Genomic DNA, 18,002 nt, shown 5'->3' on the forward strand with positions numbered 1-18,002 from the left:
TAAAGTTCCTTGCTAATAGCGAAAGTCTTCTTTTGATGACTAAATAATCCGAAAATTGATTCGTGAACATTGCAGTTGCTTTTTCAGGCTTTGGCAAGAAGAGCTTTCACAATGCTAACTTCACCACAGCCATACTTAAAAGTACAGACTTTAGAAAAGCTAATCTGATCGATACCTATAGGACTCATATTTGATTTCTGAAATACACGTAGGGTGCGTTACGCCAAAGGCTAACGCACCAGTTAACGATTTAGGTGCGTTAGGCTACGCCATAACACACGCTACTTAGATTTTTTCATAAATCAAATCGGACTCCTATATTTCAATTAGCTTTAAGAATTAGTGCCACTCATTTCACAGTTCAAAGTTTTCCGTGATACTGACACTCCCCAAACTCACCTGAATTTTAAAACGTTTTCCTTGTTCTCCTTTAAAGGGTTTAAGTTGAATGTAGTTATCTTGGTTTCTCGATTGCACTTCTTGGAGAATTTTTCCGGCTTTTGACAGTAAAATTAGTTTTAAATTGGGCGGTAGACATCTTGCTCCACCACCGGGATGTAGCTGTATCAAAATGGCTAATTTTTCCTCAGGTTCCTCTTTTATCTTCACTAATAATGCTACATTTTGATTGCCTAATTGCATCCCTAAGTCAAGAAGTTTGGCTCGCTTTGCTCCCTCATCAACATTTCTGATGCTGTACACTAAATTTGCTTCTGGGTTGATAAGTGAATCAACTGTTTGCCAAGTTTCATCAAATATATCTTGCAACCATTGGCTTAATTTAATTGTGCTTTTTTGCATGTATTCTAGTGGTTTTGCTGCCGTCGTCATCTCGGCTACAGGTAGAGGAATACTTGTAGGTTCCAAGAAACGGCAATAGAACAACAGGTGATTTGGCTCCGTATCAAATAAAGATAGTGGTAACTTGTAATAATTATCCTGGGGTTGCAAACTCACCTGATTCTGATAATTCACCAATTGATCGTAACGGAGACATCCTCTAACAATAACTTCTTCCTGCTCTTCTAATACCTCTAAAACTACATAAAAATGAGTTGCTAATTCTGGATCTTCTACAATATTTTTGGGCAAATAAACTAATTCATGAAGCAGGTTTTCGGTGGCAATTATACAAAATTTGAAATCACCAACATTGAGACTACAGGTATTCTCAATCAGTTGGCTTTGTTTACTAATAGATTTCTCTGGAATTCTCTCTTTCAGCCATTCTTCTAAGGCAATCAACGCCAATGTATTTAAATAATTTTGCCATTGGCTAGATTCATCACTACTTTGACTACTAATGTTTTTAGCTTGATCGAAATATTCTGGCTCTAACCAAATCACTTCTGGTAATAAGAGCCTAAAATCAGTTGAATTATTTGGGGATGTCAGCATTGTTTGACTCCAGATGTACGTTAAACTAAGTTATGTTATTTAAAGTCAGGCAAAGTTGTTGAGCATATAAACTCTCCATCTTGCGATTTTTACCCGCCCTGATTTCTTCTCCTGCCTCTTGAAAAATTTCTGCATCAGCAAAAGCTTCAATTTGTTCAGCTAGGCTTTGTAAATAGTCTGATTTTGGAGGAATTTCGGTTAAACCCTTTTCTTGAGCTTTTTTTAAGATACTTGCCAACAGTTGTTGTACGCACGAAACACGTACTTTATTGAGTAGTTCACCTGGATTTAATATTCGTCTTGCTTGATCCCAACTTGTCATTCCCAATCGGGGTGCAATATCTTTTAAAGATAAACCTTGGTTGTAGTATAGTTGCAATCCAGGAATGAATTGTTTTGCAAAAGGAGCATATTTTTTGCTTTTTTCTAACTTGCTGATACAACTGCGAATTTCTTGCTCTATGGTCTGAGTTAAAGCTATCCTGAGTTGTTCATGTAAAAAGTCCAAAAATTCTTGTTGTTCCACATCTAATTCATCTCTCGATTCATAGGGTAAATCTGTTCTGGTTGTATAATTGCCAGTATCCGGATCTGAAATCTCCAAAGGTTCTCTGTTACTCCAGATATCGTACTGTCTCAGTTGCACTGCTACCTGTTTGAGTTCTTTGAGCAACTCAGTTGTAGTTTTGATAGTGACATTTCTTGCTTGTAGACAGGTAAGCATTTCTTGCAATTGAAGAGCATCCGGATCTGGACATCTTTTTGCTCCTAACTGCCGATGCTGGACTCGATCGCGACGGTAGACTGCATGATAGACTTCTACTAGATGGCGATCGCGTTCTGCTAAACCTTCTATTTGTTTAGGTCTAGCCCTATTCAATAGTGCCCAATCACTAAGATGTTTAAAACCAAATTCTGATAAGAAATTTTTAATTTCGGGATTTTGTTTTGTTTGCAAGTATGCCCAATTGTCTAAGCTCATCCTAGACTGGGAGTCTGCATTAAATGTCTGCAAAACTTTTACAGTAAAAAATTGGTAAGCCGTTGTCTTCGCCTTACCTTTATCATCTAAAATCAGTTGAGTTTTGCGATCGCTATCCAAGATCACGAGTGTTTCCCCATCGTCATTAAGAGCAAATGTCAGTAAATCCTGGTAGCTAAAGTCCTTTTGAACACCAAAAAGAGTATCCAGCTTGCGGCAGGCTTTCAGAATGGGTTCCGAAACATAACACCTCAGACAAAGCCCTGCTTCGGCACGACTTCTGATGTCAACCGCAGTTTGTTTTGCGTAAAAATATGAAATTAAACTTGATTGTGGGTCATTATTTTGACTTTCGCTTAATTGTTTCTGGATAAACTCTTTTGCCAAAGGTGCTAAAACCTGTTTATAGCTCACCCTTTCGCTAGCGGGATTAATTAGCCAAATTTTCCAGTATCGTGGTGACACACTCATAGATATTACACTGCCTCACATTCATACACCTTCTTTTTATAGTTGCATATATTTTATAGTTTCCAGGATTTTGAACTAATGCAGTTGTGGGAATATGAATTTTATATTTATAAAAATTATCAACCCAATTATTGTCTTTTTTTCAATTCACCAATAATCCTTGCGGGGAGACAAAATGCCATGAAAAGACTTACGGGGGGACAAAAAAAAAGGGCAATGAGGCTTATTTTATCTGCATCCTAGCCCTTTTTGTCCCCCCTACAAGCGCAATACAGCACTTCCGCCTGCTATGAGGTACGCACACAGTCTGAAAAGTTAGGATAGGAAAGGGATATAGGTAAAATTGTGCTTCATAATAGCCGGAAGTGCTGTAACAGATACTATCTTTGATTGCGACTTCGTATAAAAACTGCATAAGTTTATTTTCAGTAAAACTATTACAAAATAGAAAGAAAGGAATATAAATAACATCCTTTTCACAACAACTCAAAATTACCACATCAAATTTATACTATTTTTGAGGAGATTTATTTATGCTTAGCAAAAAGAGTAAAAGTCAAGCGAACAAGCTATAAAGCTTTGACAAAGTGGATTAACGATGAAATGTCTAAACAATTAGAATCAGAACATCAATCATCTCAAATCAATGCAAACTTTGAATTTGGAGCGAAAATTAGTGTTTTTAATCCAACATTTACAAATTTTTCAGACAATAACTAGGAGCGAAGCTAGCAGGAAAATATGAATTTTCCTTGTTATTTAACACAGTACTTAATTAAATCAATGACTAATCAATCTCAGACTAATAACACTCTACCTAATCAAGACAGTGATTCAGCCCAGGAATCACCAACACAAAATCTATCCACATTTACTACTTGGCTAGATATTCTATCTTTTCTTTTAAAAACTAAAAATGGATTGACTATCATAGGTATTTTGATTATCTTTTTGGGGACAATTATATCGCTGAGTCTTTATTTCACACGTCCAGAGGAGATCGAAATTACTACAAAAGCTGGTACTATCACACTCAAGCGGGGTAGTAAACAAGATGGAATTCTCTTATTAAACCCTGTAGGAGCAGACAAAAATAGTCCTTGGGTTAGCACAGGAATTATCGTTAAGGCTAATGATAAAGTCACAATTACAGCTAGCGGACGTGTGAATACTTCTCTGAAGAGGATTGTGACAGCAGCGCAGACAGATGAAGAAACAGAATCACTTTGGGTAGATCCACAAGGAAGCAAACTGGAAGATGATTTTTTCAAAGAGCGCAACAAACACAAACTCTTACCAGATAAGGATGGTGCTTACTATGGATACGGAATGCTATTAGCAGCAGTAAAAGACTCGAAAAGTCAAATCAAGCAAGATAATATACAACCTATTGGAAGTAGTAAGACATTTACCACTCCTACCGATGGTGAGTTAGTTTTGACAGTAAATGACATTTGGCTATCGAATGATAAAAAGGAAGTATATGCTCGACCATTGAACGAAGAAAACTTTCAGTACTATCTAAGTAAAGCTCAGTATGAAGCTGCTTTGAAAAGCGAAGATTTCAATTCTTGGTCAGAACGAACAAAGAAAGAAAAGGCTAATGAGCAATATCAGAATAGACTAAAACATTGGGAGAATATTACAAAAACTAATAACTGGAATGTCTGGTATAATGACAACATTGGTGCTTTTTCCGTTTCAGTAAGTATTAATAAATAATTGAGCAATTGCAATCAATCTTCTAGATTGCAGATGCAATAACTATTATTAATCGCACTTAAGATGGGTATCAATGCCTGAATTGATATCCATTTTTGAGTTTCTGTAGTCTCATTTTGTAACTTGTGTATTCATTTGCTATAGCCATAATTTTATAAAAAGTTTATGTCTGTGATCGCCCAGTATATCCGTTCGCTAAAAACTTTCATAAATCAGAAACGTGCTTTTTTATACTACTTTGCAGACGTGAACGTTTACTGCGATCGCATGGCGCATTACTAAATCTTACAAAAATTTAAGCAAATTGCATCCCACAAGGATGCAATTTGCTTAACCGTAGAGGTTGCTGAAAGCTGTTGTTTGGCGAGAATTTACAGGTAAGTATGTGGGTCAAAAATAGACAACCATGCAACAAAACTTAACCAGAAACGTTTAAGTGAAATCTTCATCTTTTTTCCTTTGCTTCAATAGTTTCATCGCCACTTCTACACTGGATTTCATCCGATTGAAAGCAATTACCAGAATACCAATTTCATCTTTAGAATCTTCTCCAAAATCAGCTTTCATATCTCCACGGCTGACAGCCTGTGCTGTTTTAGCGATTTTCTGAATTCGCTGGACTACAGTGCGCTTCAGCAGAACATTGATTAAGAAAACAATAACCAAAAAAGTACCAATTAAAATTCCCAGAGTAATCATAAATGAATGACGAACGCTTGTAAAAATTTCCTCGGCTGGGACGTAGACAATCTGAGCTGCAACAATCTCGTTGAGCTTCCATCCAAAGCCGTGGCTAGTACCGTAGGTTGTCAACAAGCTCTTAGGAGCAATATTTGGAGTTGAGTGACATTCCAGGCAACTTTGTTTTGTCACAGTAAATGGTTGTGCTATGTAAAATACCTTTCCTTCAGAAAAGTCGCGCCATCCATTTTCTTGCGGAGATAGTTGCTTCTGGAACTCTTTTACAAGCTTAGTTTCAAACTCATCTGCTTGATCTCGTAAGTTCGTCGGATTAGGTGCAGCATCTTTAAAGATGTAACTTGCATAATCTGGATTTTTACGAAAATACTCAAAGATTTCTCTCGCTGCAAAGGTTGGAATTGCCTCTGGAGTGAATTTAGACTCAGTTTCTAGCCTGCCTTTTAGAAGGGGATTAACTCGATCTTGAGTATAGTTTCTAACTGCATTGATGGTTTCCATGAGGACTAAAGCTTTAGAACTAACTTCAGCTTCTGCCCTTTGCTCAAGCGCCCTCCAAAATGTTGAACCACTCAATAAAATCCCAATGATGAAAATGAGAATTACAAATAAATTAAATTTAGTGCTAATTTTAGCATCTTGGAAATAATTTTTTAAAAACATATTTATCTAAAATTTGATTTTTTCAAATACTTCTTGCTTTACCCAGATTTGATTAATTATTGCACTTTATTTGGTAATTAATTTTCCATTTATTTTCACAAGCTCAGACCCTAGTTTTTATTGGGTTATTGAGGTGTTTTTATGGCAACTATTTAAGTTTAGTTCAGAAAGCGCTGTCTAAATTCAGCAGCCTTTTGAGGATTGGAAATATCGTCTGATAACATTTCGATGAGTTCCACCCTCGAAATTTGAGGAGAGGAAGCTAGGGCATCTTGAACTAAGAAAACTGCGATTGGACCTATAATCTCAGCAAGTGCTTGTTCATATTCACAGACCAAAACATCAGTAATTTCTTGTTCGTTAGAAATAACAGGGGTGTCTATTTGCACTTGAGATTGAGCAGAAGGCTTTTGAAACAGAGGTGTTACCTGCTGTTCAAATTCTGTGATTTGAGGCAGAGAAAGGTAAACCGCCAACTCCTCCACTAAGTCTCGAAAAGTTAGTGGCTGTGCTTTAAATATTTGGATCAACGTAAAGGCGATTGGCCCAATCAATTCTGTCAATATTTCTTCAACACAGGAATATTGCTCTAAAGTAAGAATTGCAGATGGTTGACTATTTATTTCAAAAGTAACAGTAGGTTCAGCATCAAGCTGTAGTGGTGGTTCCTGTTCCTGAGCGACTCCTGGGACTAGAATCAGATCATCAGTTGATTGTTGTTCTAAATTCACCTGCAAGGATTGATGCAGCATTCCGTCCAACTCTAACCAAGTTGGCAGTTCTATGGCTGGATTTTGACAACTAATGGGTAACCAAGAGGCTCCAGGGAAGTCTTCTTCCAATCCTTGCAACTTCCTGCAAGATTGTCGCATCGCTTGATTGAAAGAAAGCTGCTCAATTGCAAATGCTTCTAAAAAATACCTCAGAAACTCCTGTGCTACTCGATTAGGCACTGGTTCTCGCATCACCACAACAACAGGAATATGCAATCTCTCCAGTGCCAGAGCTAATCCCAATCCATCACAGGAATTGAAGATAGTCAGTATCAACCCTCGCTCAATGGCAGCCTTAAGTGCCTCTTCCAACTTTTCAAGAGTGATGCTGTTATTTGTGGGGTTTTCGTTGATGTAGAGTTTGCCAGTTTGTTCTTCGGTTTGGCTATGTCCAGCAAAAAAGAGGATATCCCAGCCGAGTTGACTCCAAAGTTGTGTGTTGAATTCGTGGCAGGATGGATTGACTAGAAATGTGGTTTCGGCATTTGGTAAATTTTGGAGAAACTCACGTTCTGCCTTAACATCAATATTTATGCTATTGCCGAGAATCGCTAAAATTCTAATTTTATTTCTATTAACTTTCGACTGTGGTAATTGGCGGCGTCTGTACTCTGGTTGACTCAGAGCAATATTTGCTTTGGGATAATCTTGAAATATTTCCCATTTATGCCAAGGTAAACGCCGGAGACATTCATTATTGGTTTCCAAAATCATCCGAATGTCTTCTGTCGGATGAAGTTGCGATCGCATATGTCGCTCAATCTTTAAAAAATGCTTGGCACTTAGCCATATATTTAATTCTATACATAGTTCCCGGCTAACCTGATCCAAGTTAGCCTGTGAGACGTTGGTGATTCCAGCTTCATCAATCTCTAGAATATCATCTTCTTCAGGAGCTAATACAGTAGAACGGATTGATTGGGAATTACATAGGCAGCGGTAGGTTGACTGCCAAGACTGATATAGCTCAATCAATACAGGGGCAGGCGGTAGACTACCCACAGACTGTTCCGGCAAGCTCCTCCCTCCTGTCCATGTCTGAACAGTTACTTGTGGAAACCCACTCAACAAGTCACCACTTCCTATATTTAGGATGACCAGTGTACTCATCGTGGATTTTTCCTATTTCCTAGAATAGGAGTAACTTAACCAACTGATCTTAGCATTTTTGTTACTAATAAGAAATCATTTTACCCACATTTACCACAAAGAGTGTTTTAGAAGTTATCACCCTTGTCTTGTGAACTTGAAGCAGAGTCTGGTTTTCAACAGTATGTTTTTTTACTTCATTTTGTATCAGGCTCAACCCTCGATTACATAAGGATTTCTGGGATTGCGAACGTACTCTTTGTGATCAATGCGGGAATTAGTTCTGCCTCTAAAAGTGCATAAGTAAGTTTTTCCTACTTCTATTAATTCTTAGAAAATCAGAGGAGAAATGGTTCATGAAATCATCTATGACCATGTGGTAATAAATAATATGCCGATTTTCTTATAAGCTCATATTTCTTTAAAAGGAGAATAATTTCATGAAAGCTATCATTATTACTGGCTTCTCTTGTGTGACTCTTATTGCAGGGATTGCTATTATAAAAAATGTACCAATTAGTGTTGCTTTATCTGCTGGAGGAACTACACTAGCAGTTGTCGCTGGAGCATATCGTCCTTAAGATTTTTAGAAAATTTTGGTATTTGCTTTAAGCATTTACAAGCAAGCAATAAATGTGAAGTATCGAACCATACTAAAAACGTTTATGCAACGCCTAAAATAACTGAACAGGTTTATTGTCTAACTGAGTGGCGATCGCCCTGACTCGCTCCATCACTGAAATCATGTATTCATAACTCGGTACTGCGGCATTTGGAATATAGCCTGCTTCCTGAACCAAATCAGGAGGTGCATCTTTCATAACTTGGATGATTCGACTCTGGTAAGTCCGATTTACTTTCGGTGCGAGTAAAATAGTACTGGGAGGAGCAAGGTGAGAGTCTGTATAGATTATACGAAACTCTGTCGGGCTAAATTGTGGACTGTAAAGATTGAATTCCTTTGTAGAGAGTGCCCCTGCAATCACCTTTTCTTGAGCAACCCATTCCAGAATGGTTTTAGGGGTTGGTGCAAGTAAGACTTCAGCAAGGGTTAAACCGTAAAGATTATAGATTGGGAAATAGTACCCTGTAGCCGATCCAACTTGACCCAAGGCAATAGCTTTTCCCTCTAGCTGCCTCAATTCGGAAATTGGGCTATTGTTGCGAACAACCAGGATAGAGCGGTGATTAGTCATATCTTCCTGGATTGGAAAAAGAGGAAGGTACTGAAAATTGGTGATGGCGATCGCTGCTACTCCCGGAGGTGCAAAGACCAAAGACCAAGCTTGGCTTTGAATGCGCTCTAGGGCTTTGCGTTCATTAAAAGTTGGCTCTATTTCAACGTGTGCTCTCAATACTGAACTTAAGTAGCGATTAAATCTTTGATAGCGTTTGGTGCTTTTTTCTTCTTGGTCATAATTAATCACACCAATTAGCAAATGGTCACTGGTTTTTTGTGCTGATTTACACGCACTAACTGTTAAAAGTATGGATTGAAGAAGGAACAGGCGGCGTGAGAGACGTAAAGACATTGAAATGAGAACCAACTATGATACATATGATGTTTTATACCCCATTTTTACTACCTTAAGTTACTAGATTGTGTTGCGTAAATTTGTTGAAGACAAAAATTGTGTATAGTTAGTCACCATACAAGTAGTGAAATAAGAAGAGAAATACTAAACTGAAAGGATGTCATTAAGATACGTGCATCAATGTTTAAGATGTGACACATTTTTGGGATTCCATTGCGCTCCTGAAATTCTTAACCTTCACTTAGCAATTTTTCAAAAGAGCATTGAGAGTTTTTTGATCGATCTGGTTCAATAATAATTGCCGTAAGGCTACTGGTATCAGTACTAGTTGGCGGTTTTTCTTTTAATTGCTTCATGGCTTCATTGAGCAGATTATATTCTCTCATTTGACCATCTTTTAACAAGCCTATAGTCAACCTTGAATTATCTTTCTGTTGCTGTCCATCTCTCTCAGAGTTTGAGTTGTTGGTTTGAGAGAGTTTATCCAATACTTTTCGGATAAATCCAACAATCTCTCTTTTGTTCTGGGGAAAGGTTAATGGGTTTGCGGGTAAAGGTAAATATGAAACCCTTTCCCCCTTAACCGAAAAGTATTGGCTATCAGTCTGTTTTGAACTAAATTACCTTAGAGAAGCAGATCGAAGAGAAGTCTTATGTCTATAAAACACTTACATGGTTGGTATATCTGTTTGAATTTTGTACGCTCTTGGCGTTACCATAGGGTATTTTTAATTTTGAATTCCGCCTTGCGGTACTAGTCTGATGGTGGTTACGCGAAAGTAAGCCGTTCTGCTGCGGATTGCACGTGTACACGCTTATTTCAATCTTGGCAATTACAAACAGGATAATATTTTAGTTAACATTTTCAAAAAACTAAACTTAAGTAACTTTCAAAACAAAAAGATGTAACTAAAAGTAATCAAATTTAGTTAAGGATACAAATCATTGGTGCTTAGGAAGAATAAAGAAGTGTTGAAGAAAGTTGTGATGATTGGGGCTATCACCCTACTGTTTTTAGGAGTGCCGCTGATGGGCAATGCTTTTGCCCAAACACTATCTGCTGCTCCACCTGCTCCTGATACTGGAGATACGGCATTTATGCTGATGTCAGCAGCACTCGTACTGTTAATGACACCTGGATTAGCGTTCTTCTATGGTGGATTTGTGCGATCGCGCAATATCCTAAACACATTGATGATGAGTTTTGTGTTGATGGCGATCGTAGGAGTTAGCTGGATTCTGTGGGGCTATAGTCTTTCCTTTGCACCAGGTTTACCATTCATCGGGGGATTGCAATGGTTGGGGCTGAATGGTGTCGGTTTAGAAACTCAAGGGTACTTGCCGCATTTGCCATACGAAGATGCGCTCAAAGCAGCAGACCCCAAATATGCTGATGTCGTCTCCTACGCCGGAACCATTCCCCACCAAGCATTCATGATCTACCAAGCCATGTTTGCTATTATCACCCCAGCCTTAATTTCTGGAGCGATCGCAGAGCGGATGAGTTTCCGCGCTTATTGTTTGTTTGTGCTATTGTGGTCAACCTTTATTTACGCTCCCCTAGCACACATGGTATGGGCTAAAGGTGGATTCTTGGGTTTGGCTGGTGGATTGGGTGCCCTCGACTTTGCCGGTGGCACAGTAGTTCACATTAGTTCTGGCGTTTCAGCCCTTGTAGCTGCGATCGTCCTTGGGCCTCGGAAAACTCATCCAGATCGCCTGAGTCCGCCGCACAACGTTCCGCTTATTTTGCTGGGTGCTGGGTTACTGTGGTTTGGTTGGTTCGGCTTCAACGCTGGCAGTGCCTTATCTGTTGCGAGTGGAACTTCTGGCAACTTAGTCACAAATGTGGCAACATCAGCTTTTGTCGCCACCAATACGGCGGCGGCGGCGGGTACATTAATGTGGCTCATTTTGGAAGGAGTTTTACGAGGTAAACCAACTGCCGTGGGAGCAGCTACAGGAGCCGTTGCTGGTCTGGTGGGCATCACTCCCGCCGCCGGATTTGTTACACCGCTATCAGCGATTTTAATTGGTTTCATTACCGCCTTTGTTTGCTTTTATGCAGTCAGTTTCAAGCACAAGCTACAAATTGATGATGCTTTAGATACCTATCCTGTACATGGCGTTGGTGGTACGGTGGGGGCCATTTTAACGGCCATCTTTGCCACGACTCAAGTCAACGGAGCAGGTAAAAACGGATTGCTGCGTGGTAATTTTGGTGAATTGGGAATTGAACTAGCAGCAATTGCCATTGCCTATGCGATCGCAGGTGTTGGTACGTGGATTATTCTCAAGATTATCGATGCTACAGTCGGGCTGCGAGTCAAAGAAGAAGCTGAAGTGCAAGGTTTGGATATCAACGAACACGGTGAAGAAGGTTACAATTCCGAGTTTGGCGATCGTCCTACTTAGTAGGGAGTAGGGAATAGGGAGTAGGGAGTAGGGAGTAGGGAATAGGGAAGAGGCACTTAGCAGTAAGCAGAGAGGAAAGAAATAATTTTTTATTCTCTCCCCTACTTCCCCTGCCTCCCCTGCCTCCCCTGCTCCCCCCACTCCCCACTCCCCACTCCCCACTCCCCAATTTAAGATTGTGTAATTTGCGATCGCTAGCGTTAAAATTTGATTCAAATAATTGGTAAATTTCGCTAGTCGTGTCTACATCTGCAAAAACCTTTCCTATCTGGGCATTTTTCTCGCTGTTAACCAACGGCATCCTAATGTTGGCGGTCATTCTGCTAATTTGGCAACAGCAGAGATTTTCCGCTTTTTTTGGGCTAATAACATCCCCGGAACAAATCAGCCTGAACAACTCACCTCAAATTGCTACACCTGATTTAGGTCGTCGTCACCAACTCACTTACCAGCAGTGGGTAGACATCCTCAAGCAAGAAGCCAAGGTAGCTGCTGACCAACGTCCTCAGCATTTAACCATTCTGGCGGGAGATTCTCTGAGTTTGTGGTTTCCCCCTGAGTTATTACCCGAAGGTAAAAATTGGCTCAATCAAGGAATTTCTGGCGAAACCAGCAACGGACTTTTGAAAAGATTGAAAATATTTGACCGCACCCAGCCAGAGGTGATTTTTGTGATGATTGGCATCAATGACCTAATTCGGGGGATGAGTAACAGGGTAATTTTGGATAATCAACGGCAAATTATCAGTTATCTGCGAAAGAAGCATCCCACAGCACAAATTGTTGTCCAATCGATTTTGCCACATGGGGCAGAGGAAGCAACCTGGAAAGGACGAGAGAAACTGTTAGCTGTTGCCAATAGTCGCATTCGTGAGTTGAATCAGCAACTGCAAAGTATTTGTCTCAAAAAAGGTGCCAAATATCTTGATTTATATCCCCTGTTTACCAACAAGCAAGGAAATCTCCGTCGTGAATTTACTACTGATGGCTTACACTTAAGCTCTGAAGGCTATATAGTTTGGCGTTCTGCATTGCAGATTTATAGCGAGATAGAATTAAAATCCCAGCAAGAAAAAGAGGGGAAAAGGTTAAAGGGTAAAGGGTAAAGGCATTAAATCCTTTTCCCTTTGCCCCTCTCTGATAATATCTTTGAATACAACGGCGTATAAATCGTGTCTTGGCGCGAGAAAATAAGAAATAGTGGTTTCAGTAGACAAATCTAATGGATACAAAAGCTTTTAAGCGCAGCCTGCAACATTCCGAAAATTACAATCGCAAGGGCTTTGGTCATCAAGCAGAAGTTGCCACCCAGTTGCAATCTGAGTATCAGAGTAACTTAATTCAGGAAATTCGCGATCGCAATTACACTCTACAACGAGATGATGTGACAATCCGACTCGCACAAGCCTTTGGCTTTTGCTGGGGTGTAGAACGGGCTGTGGCCATGGCCTACGAAACCCGCCAGCACTTCCCTACAGAACACATCTGGATTACTAACGAGATTATCCACAACCCTTCTGTCAATCAGCGAATGCAGGAGATGGAAGTAGAATTCATCCCCATTGAAGGAAAAAATAAAGACTTTTCTGTTGTGGGAACTGGTGATGTAGTGATATTACCTGCCTTTGGGGCTAGCGTTCAAGAAATGCAGATCCTTCACGATAAAGGCTGCAAAATTGTTGATACAACTTGTCCTTGGGTATCTAAAGTTTGGAATACAGTAGAAAAGCACAAAAAAATCGATTATACATCAATAATTCACGGTAAATATAAGCACGAAGAAACAGTTGCTACTAGTTCCTTTGCTGGGAAGTATTTAATTGTTTTGAATTTGCGAGAAGCAGAATATGTTGCTGACTATATTATTAATGGTGGGAACCGTGAAGAATTTCTGACAAAATTTGCTAAAGCTTGTTCAGCAGGATTTGATCCCGATCAAGATTTAGAAAGAGTTGGCATTGCAAACCAAACTACGATGCTGAAAGGCGAAACTGAGCAAATCGGCAAGCTTTTTGAGCGGACTATGTTGCAGAAGTATGGCCCCACCGAGTTAAATCAGCATTTCCAAAGTTTCAATACCATTTGTGACGCCACCCAAGAACGCCAAGATGCTATGTTGGAATTAGTGGAACATAACTTAGATTTGATGGTAGTAATTGGTGGGTTTAATTCATCAAATACTACTCAATTACAACAAATTGCTTTTGAGCGAGGAATTCCTTCTTATCATATTGATACTGTTGAACGGATTAAGTCAAGAGATTCCATTGAACATCGACAATTAAATGGGCAGTTAATAACTACAGAAAACTGGTTGCCAGATGGTGAAATTGTCGTGGGAATTACTTCTGGTGCTTCTACACCAGATAAGGTAGTAGAAGATGTAATTGAGAAAATTTTTGCTTTGAAAGCAACAGCAGCGCTGGTTTAACGGTGATCAATTATCAAGTAATCAAGTTCGTAGTAAGGACTTAAGTCCTTACTACGAACTCTCAAAACTAGCTTAAAATTGTACTAGATAAGACTAGTAACTATTGAATGTTCACTATTTTTTAAAATTGATAAAGGTTGAAACAGCAATTTTATTTGAAAGTGCAGCATAAGAAGATATTTGAAAAGTCCTCTTGTCGGTATCAAAAATTTTAGATTCCCCTAAATTCCCCTTAAAAAGGAAGACTTTGATTCTGTTTCCCTCCCCCTTAAAAAGCTACGGTGTACACACAAGTCGAAAAAAGATCAATCTTTTATCTCGTTCCTATGCTCTGCATAGGAATGCCTAATTAGAGGCTCTCCCTCTAGTCAGATATTGAGTCAGAGACTCAAGGAATGCATTCCCAGTCGGAGACTGGGAACGAGGAAATGCTTATCAAGCTAGGTTTTTAGGACTATGAATTAGCATGGCAGAGAAATGGCTTTCTATCGTCGGCATTGGGGAAGATGGATTACAGGGGTTAAGCGCGATCGCTCTTTCCCTAATCAATCAAGCTAAAGTAATTGTAGGAGGCGATCGCCATTTAGCAATGCTCCCTACAGATGATCAACGTGAGAAACTAGTCTGGACATCCCCCATTAGCGCCTCTGTAGACGAAATCATCCAACGTCGGGGCCAGTCAATTTGCGTACTTGCAAGTGGTGATCCTATGTGTTATGGCATTGGTGTCACCTTGATGCGGCGAATTTCCGTCTCTGAAATGACGATTATCCCCGCACCTTCAGCCTTCAGCCTCGCCTGTGCCAGGGTGGGATGGTCTTTAACTGAGGTGGAAACCTTGAGTTTGAATGGTCGTCCCTCATCTCTACTTCAGTCTTATATTTACCCAAAAGCGCGACTATTGATTTTGAGTGAAGGGAAGGAAACACCCGCCATTGTTGCTCAAATTTTGACAAATCGCGGCTACGGTGGCAGTAAAATCACTGTATTGGAGCGTATGGGCGGGATTCATGAGAGAATTGTGGAAGGGACGGCTGCATCTTGGAGTGAAGTTGAAGTTGCTGCTTTGAATGCGATCGCAGTTGATTGTATTGCTGATCCTGGGGTTATCCCATTACCAAGATTACCAGGACTACCAGATAACGCTTACCATCACGATGGACAGTTAACGAAGCGTGAGGTTAGGGCAATCACCTTGGCAGCTTTGGCTCCCACACCGGGAGAATTATTGTGGGATGTTGGCGCGGGTTGCGGCTCAATTTCTATCGAATGGATGCGGAGTAATGCTCGGTGTCGAGCGATCGCGATCGAGCAAAACTCATCTAGACTACTTTACATTGCCGATAATGCCGCCACTCTCGGTACTCCAAATCTCCAAATTATTGAAGGTAAAGCGCCCCATGCCCTGAAAGACTTGCCAGCACCAGATGCTATCTTTATTGGTGGTGGAGTAACAGCAACGGGACTTTTTGATGTTTGTTGGGAAGCACTGCGGCGAGGTGGGCGTTTGGTGGCAAATGTGGTGACGCTAGAGGGTGAGCAAACTTTATTTCAATGGCATGAACAAGTTGGTGGCGATTTAACTCGTATCGCCATTCAACGGACGGAACCTATTGGTAAATTTTTGGGCTGGCGAGCAATGGCACCGATAACGCAATGGGTAGTTGTCAAGTCTGGCAAATTGAATGGTTAATTCTTTTTAATTTTAATCACTTCCACAACAATACAATTTAGCAGATGTTTGTAAATCAATTAGACTAAAATTGAATAGCTAAATAGCAGTTAATACCTTGTAATGAATCCCTACGCTATCTTTAATCAGACCGAACTTCAGCGTGTTAGTGATGGCATAAACCGACCCCTATTAGAAAATTGTGAGACTGCCTCACATATCCTTATTTTAGTCTGGCCACAACTTGGGGATTTTGATAGTCTGGAATATGCGTGGTGGTTACAGCGTTCAGCTAAAAAGTTGCCAAATGAAAAACTCACTATTCGTGCAGTGGGAATTGGTGACCGCGCCTCTGGAACAAGATTCTGTGAGTATACAGGATTTCCACCTGAAAATTTATTTGTTGAACCTAATGGAGAACTACATCACCAACTCAATCTTTATTCAGGTCTGAATCTTTCTCTGGCTGGGCTTTCCCCTGCTCAGAAAGCTTGGCTAAATCTAGTGTTAATGTGTGCAGGGTTTGGAAGTCCTGGAACGCTAAAAGAAGTTTTTCGGGGATACAGAGGAGATCGTCAAGCCCCTCAACTTATTGAAGATGATGAAATTATTCAAGGTACTCCTCTACCTGCTTTCCAAGGCTCGTTTTTCCAATTAGCTGGTGGAAGTGGGTTTCAACGTCCTTTTGAATTAGCTACTCTCAGGCTACGGAATATGGTGGAAGTTCTGAGCAATTGGCGAACTTATGTACCTAATTCTGCCTACTTAACTCAGCGTGGTGGAACTTTTCTGTTTGATTCCAAAGGGCAGTTACTTTATGAACATCGAGATGCAGGTATTTTGGGCTTTGCTGCTAATATGAGTCAGCCCCTATCATTTTTATCATTTATCGAAATAGATAGTTTTACCTCAATTCATAAGTCATAATTGCTGTTTCAATAATATCTAACATAATAGGGATAGCAATTACAGCAGTCGAAGGAATTAGTTTATTTACCAGCTTCATTCATCTTTAGCCAATTAGCTAAGTTTTTCACAGCAGATAAAATACTTGTTTGAAAATTGAATTTATTTACTGGTAAGTTCTTTAGTAAGTGTTACAGGCAAAGAAAAAAAAGTTAATCTGATATGGATTACTTAAAATAAAGGATTGTGATGTTGAACCCAAAGCCCTTTATGTCCCTTGCGCGTCTCGTAGAGAAGATACTTGTTCCGCCGCGTCCGTGCCAGAATCTAAAAAATGGTCGATTAAGGCTATTGCTGCGCGCTCGAAAGCGCGAAGAAAACGCATAGAGAAACTCATACCGGGTGGAGATATTGATCGAAATAAGCTACTAGCTACAATAACCCAGACTGCTTAATCCAGGAGTATTTACTAAGTCAGTATTGGCTATCCAACCATTACCGGATAACTCTCCAGGGAAACTTCTAGAAAGGTCGATTTCTACCCAAATATAATTTTCAGATTTGTATGAATTAACTACATTACCTTTAACCAAGTTCACAAAAACGATTGTGTTTGGATAAAGTGTTGTAATATAAGCTCCTTTTGTACTTGGTTGGCGGCGTAGAGTTTCAGTTTGTACAATTTGCCGACATGCACTGCCAATAGTAGGTTTACTCCACAGGTTTTGAGCGTTGTTATTCGTCTGACAAAATTTCAGTACAGCAGTTTGAATAAACCCTGAAACCGGAGATTTAATTCTGACAAATCTATCTCCACTAGTTGGTATATATCCTAAAGAAATCTTTGTTTTTGCGGGCAATATTCTGATAGCGTTGGATGATGTTGAAGGTTCTTTGAAAATGGGAGTATCTACTTTAGTTGCACGACAACTCGACTGTGAAGAATTGGAGGGAGTCTGTGTGATTTGAGCAAATACAGGTATACCCAGAGTGAACGTAGCAATATTTACTAAAGTAAAAATATACAATAACTTCTGAAATTCCACGTTTTTTCCTCAATATCACTTACGAAAGACTGTACATTAGATTCGCAATTTATAAACTCTGACATTAAAAGAGCCTAACTGTATGAATTATTGGCGGGTTGACCTTCCCCATTAGGATTCGGTAGTACAGCAGTATTCTTCTGCATGAGGTACAAAGTCAGTAGTTTTGAGGCAGGAGGCAGATCGCTTTTAGCGCGAAC

15 protein-coding genes are annotated in these 18,002 nt (G+C 39.8%); 8 read left to right on the forward strand and 7 right to left on the reverse strand.

Features of this window, described 5'->3' with window-relative positions:
- The first annotated feature begins 62 nt into the window (after positions 1 to 62).
- Positions 63 to 194, forward strand: coding sequence for a pentapeptide repeat-containing protein (locus VB740_RS26845; protein ID WP_323202904.1), 132 nt, complete (start codon positions 63 to 65; stop codon positions 192 to 194).
- Between the two features lie 160 nt (positions 195 to 354).
- Here the strand turns inward: VB740_RS26845 and VB740_RS26850 are convergent, their stop codons facing one another.
- Positions 355 to 1,398, reverse strand: coding sequence for a DUF1822 family protein (locus VB740_RS26850; protein WP_323202905.1), 1,044 nt, complete (start codon positions 1,396 to 1,398; stop codon positions 355 to 357).
- Positions 1,399 to 1,423: 25 nt separating this feature from the next.
- The gene (locus VB740_RS26855) at positions 1,424 to 2,851 is read right to left on the reverse strand and encodes a hypothetical protein (RefSeq protein ID WP_323202906.1); all 1,428 of its coding nucleotides are present in this window, start codon (positions 2,849 to 2,851) and stop codon (positions 1,424 to 1,426) included.
- A 783-nt stretch (positions 2,852 to 3,634) separates the two neighbouring features.
- Between VB740_RS26855 and VB740_RS26860 the strand changes: the two genes are divergently transcribed.
- Positions 3,635 to 4,573, forward strand: a complete 939-nt coding sequence (locus VB740_RS26860) for a hypothetical protein (RefSeq protein WP_323202907.1) — start codon at positions 3,635 to 3,637, stop codon at positions 4,571 to 4,573.
- A gap of 432 nt (positions 4,574 to 5,005) precedes the next feature.
- Here VB740_RS26860 and VB740_RS26865 read toward each other — a convergent pair whose 3' ends face one another.
- Both VB740_RS26865 and VB740_RS26870 read right to left on the reverse strand, forming a co-directional pair.
- Positions 5,006 to 5,935: a c-type heme family protein gene (locus VB740_RS26865; protein WP_323202908.1), complete on the reverse strand. Its 930-nt coding sequence runs from the start codon at positions 5,933 to 5,935 to the stop codon at positions 5,006 to 5,008.
- A 158-nt stretch (positions 5,936 to 6,093) separates the two neighbouring features.
- Positions 6,094 to 7,818 (reverse strand): CHAT domain-containing protein, encoded by a 1,725-nt coding sequence (locus tag VB740_RS26870; RefSeq protein ID WP_323202909.1) that lies wholly within the window; start codon positions 7,816 to 7,818, stop codon positions 6,094 to 6,096.
- A gap of 419 nt (positions 7,819 to 8,237) precedes the next feature.
- On the opposite strand from VB740_RS26870, the gene VB740_RS26875 reads away from it, so the two are divergent.
- On the forward strand, positions 8,238 to 8,378 hold the full coding sequence (locus VB740_RS26875) for a hypothetical protein (protein WP_323202910.1): 141 nt from the start codon (positions 8,238 to 8,240) through the stop codon (positions 8,376 to 8,378).
- Positions 8,379 to 8,471: 93 nt separating this feature from the next.
- On the opposite strand, the gene VB740_RS26880 is transcribed toward VB740_RS26875, so the two are convergent.
- Both VB740_RS26880 and VB740_RS26885 read right to left on the reverse strand, forming a co-directional pair.
- A complete protein-coding gene (locus VB740_RS26880) occupies positions 8,472 to 9,329 on the reverse strand; it encodes a phosphate/phosphite/phosphonate ABC transporter substrate-binding protein (RefSeq protein WP_323202911.1) in 858 nt (285 codons plus the stop codon).
- Positions 9,330 to 9,562: 233 nt separating this feature from the next.
- Positions 9,563 to 9,820 (reverse strand): hypothetical protein, encoded by a 258-nt coding sequence (locus VB740_RS26885; RefSeq protein ID WP_323202912.1) that lies wholly within the window; start codon positions 9,818 to 9,820, stop codon positions 9,563 to 9,565.
- 499 nt (positions 9,821 to 10,319) lie between these two features.
- Here VB740_RS26885 and VB740_RS26890 point away from each other — a divergent pair, with 499 nt between their 5' ends.
- The 5 genes from VB740_RS26890 (at position 10,320) to VB740_RS26910 (ending at position 16,777) form a co-directional block, all read left to right on the forward strand.
- Positions 10,320 to 11,747, forward strand: coding sequence for an ammonium transporter (locus VB740_RS26890; RefSeq protein WP_416290707.1), 1,428 nt, complete (start codon positions 10,320 to 10,322; stop codon positions 11,745 to 11,747).
- Positions 11,748 to 11,986: 239 nt separating this feature from the next.
- Complete coding sequence (locus VB740_RS26895; protein WP_323202914.1) at positions 11,987 to 12,853, forward strand: SGNH/GDSL hydrolase family protein; 867 nt, start codon at positions 11,987 to 11,989, stop codon at positions 12,851 to 12,853.
- 116 nt (positions 12,854 to 12,969) lie between these two features.
- A complete protein-coding gene (locus VB740_RS26900) occupies positions 12,970 to 14,178 on the forward strand; it encodes a 4-hydroxy-3-methylbut-2-enyl diphosphate reductase (protein WP_323202915.1) in 1,209 nt (402 codons plus the stop codon).
- Positions 14,179 to 14,644: 466 nt separating this feature from the next.
- Entirely contained in the window at positions 14,645 to 15,871 is a 1,227-nt protein-coding gene (gene cbiE / locus VB740_RS26905; protein WP_323202916.1) for a precorrin-6y C5,15-methyltransferase (decarboxylating) subunit CbiE, read from the forward strand.
- Positions 15,872 to 15,973: 102 nt separating this feature from the next.
- Positions 15,974 to 16,777 carry a peroxiredoxin-like family protein gene (locus VB740_RS26910; protein WP_323202917.1) on the forward strand — a complete coding sequence of 268 codons (804 nt, stop codon included), beginning with the start codon at positions 15,974 to 15,976 and terminating at the stop codon, positions 16,775 to 16,777.
- 407 nt (positions 16,778 to 17,184) lie between these two features.
- On the opposite strand, the gene VB740_RS26915 is transcribed toward VB740_RS26910, so the two are convergent.
- Positions 17,185 to 17,802, reverse strand: a complete 618-nt coding sequence (locus VB740_RS26915) for a hypothetical protein (protein ID WP_323202918.1) — start codon at positions 17,800 to 17,802, stop codon at positions 17,185 to 17,187.
- Positions 17,803 to 18,002 lie beyond the last annotated feature (200 nt).

The sequence above is a fragment of the Nostoc sp. UHCC 0251 genome (genome assembly GCF_034932245.1).
Taxonomy (GTDB): domain Bacteria; phylum Cyanobacteriota; class Cyanobacteriia; order Cyanobacteriales; family Nostocaceae; genus Nostoc.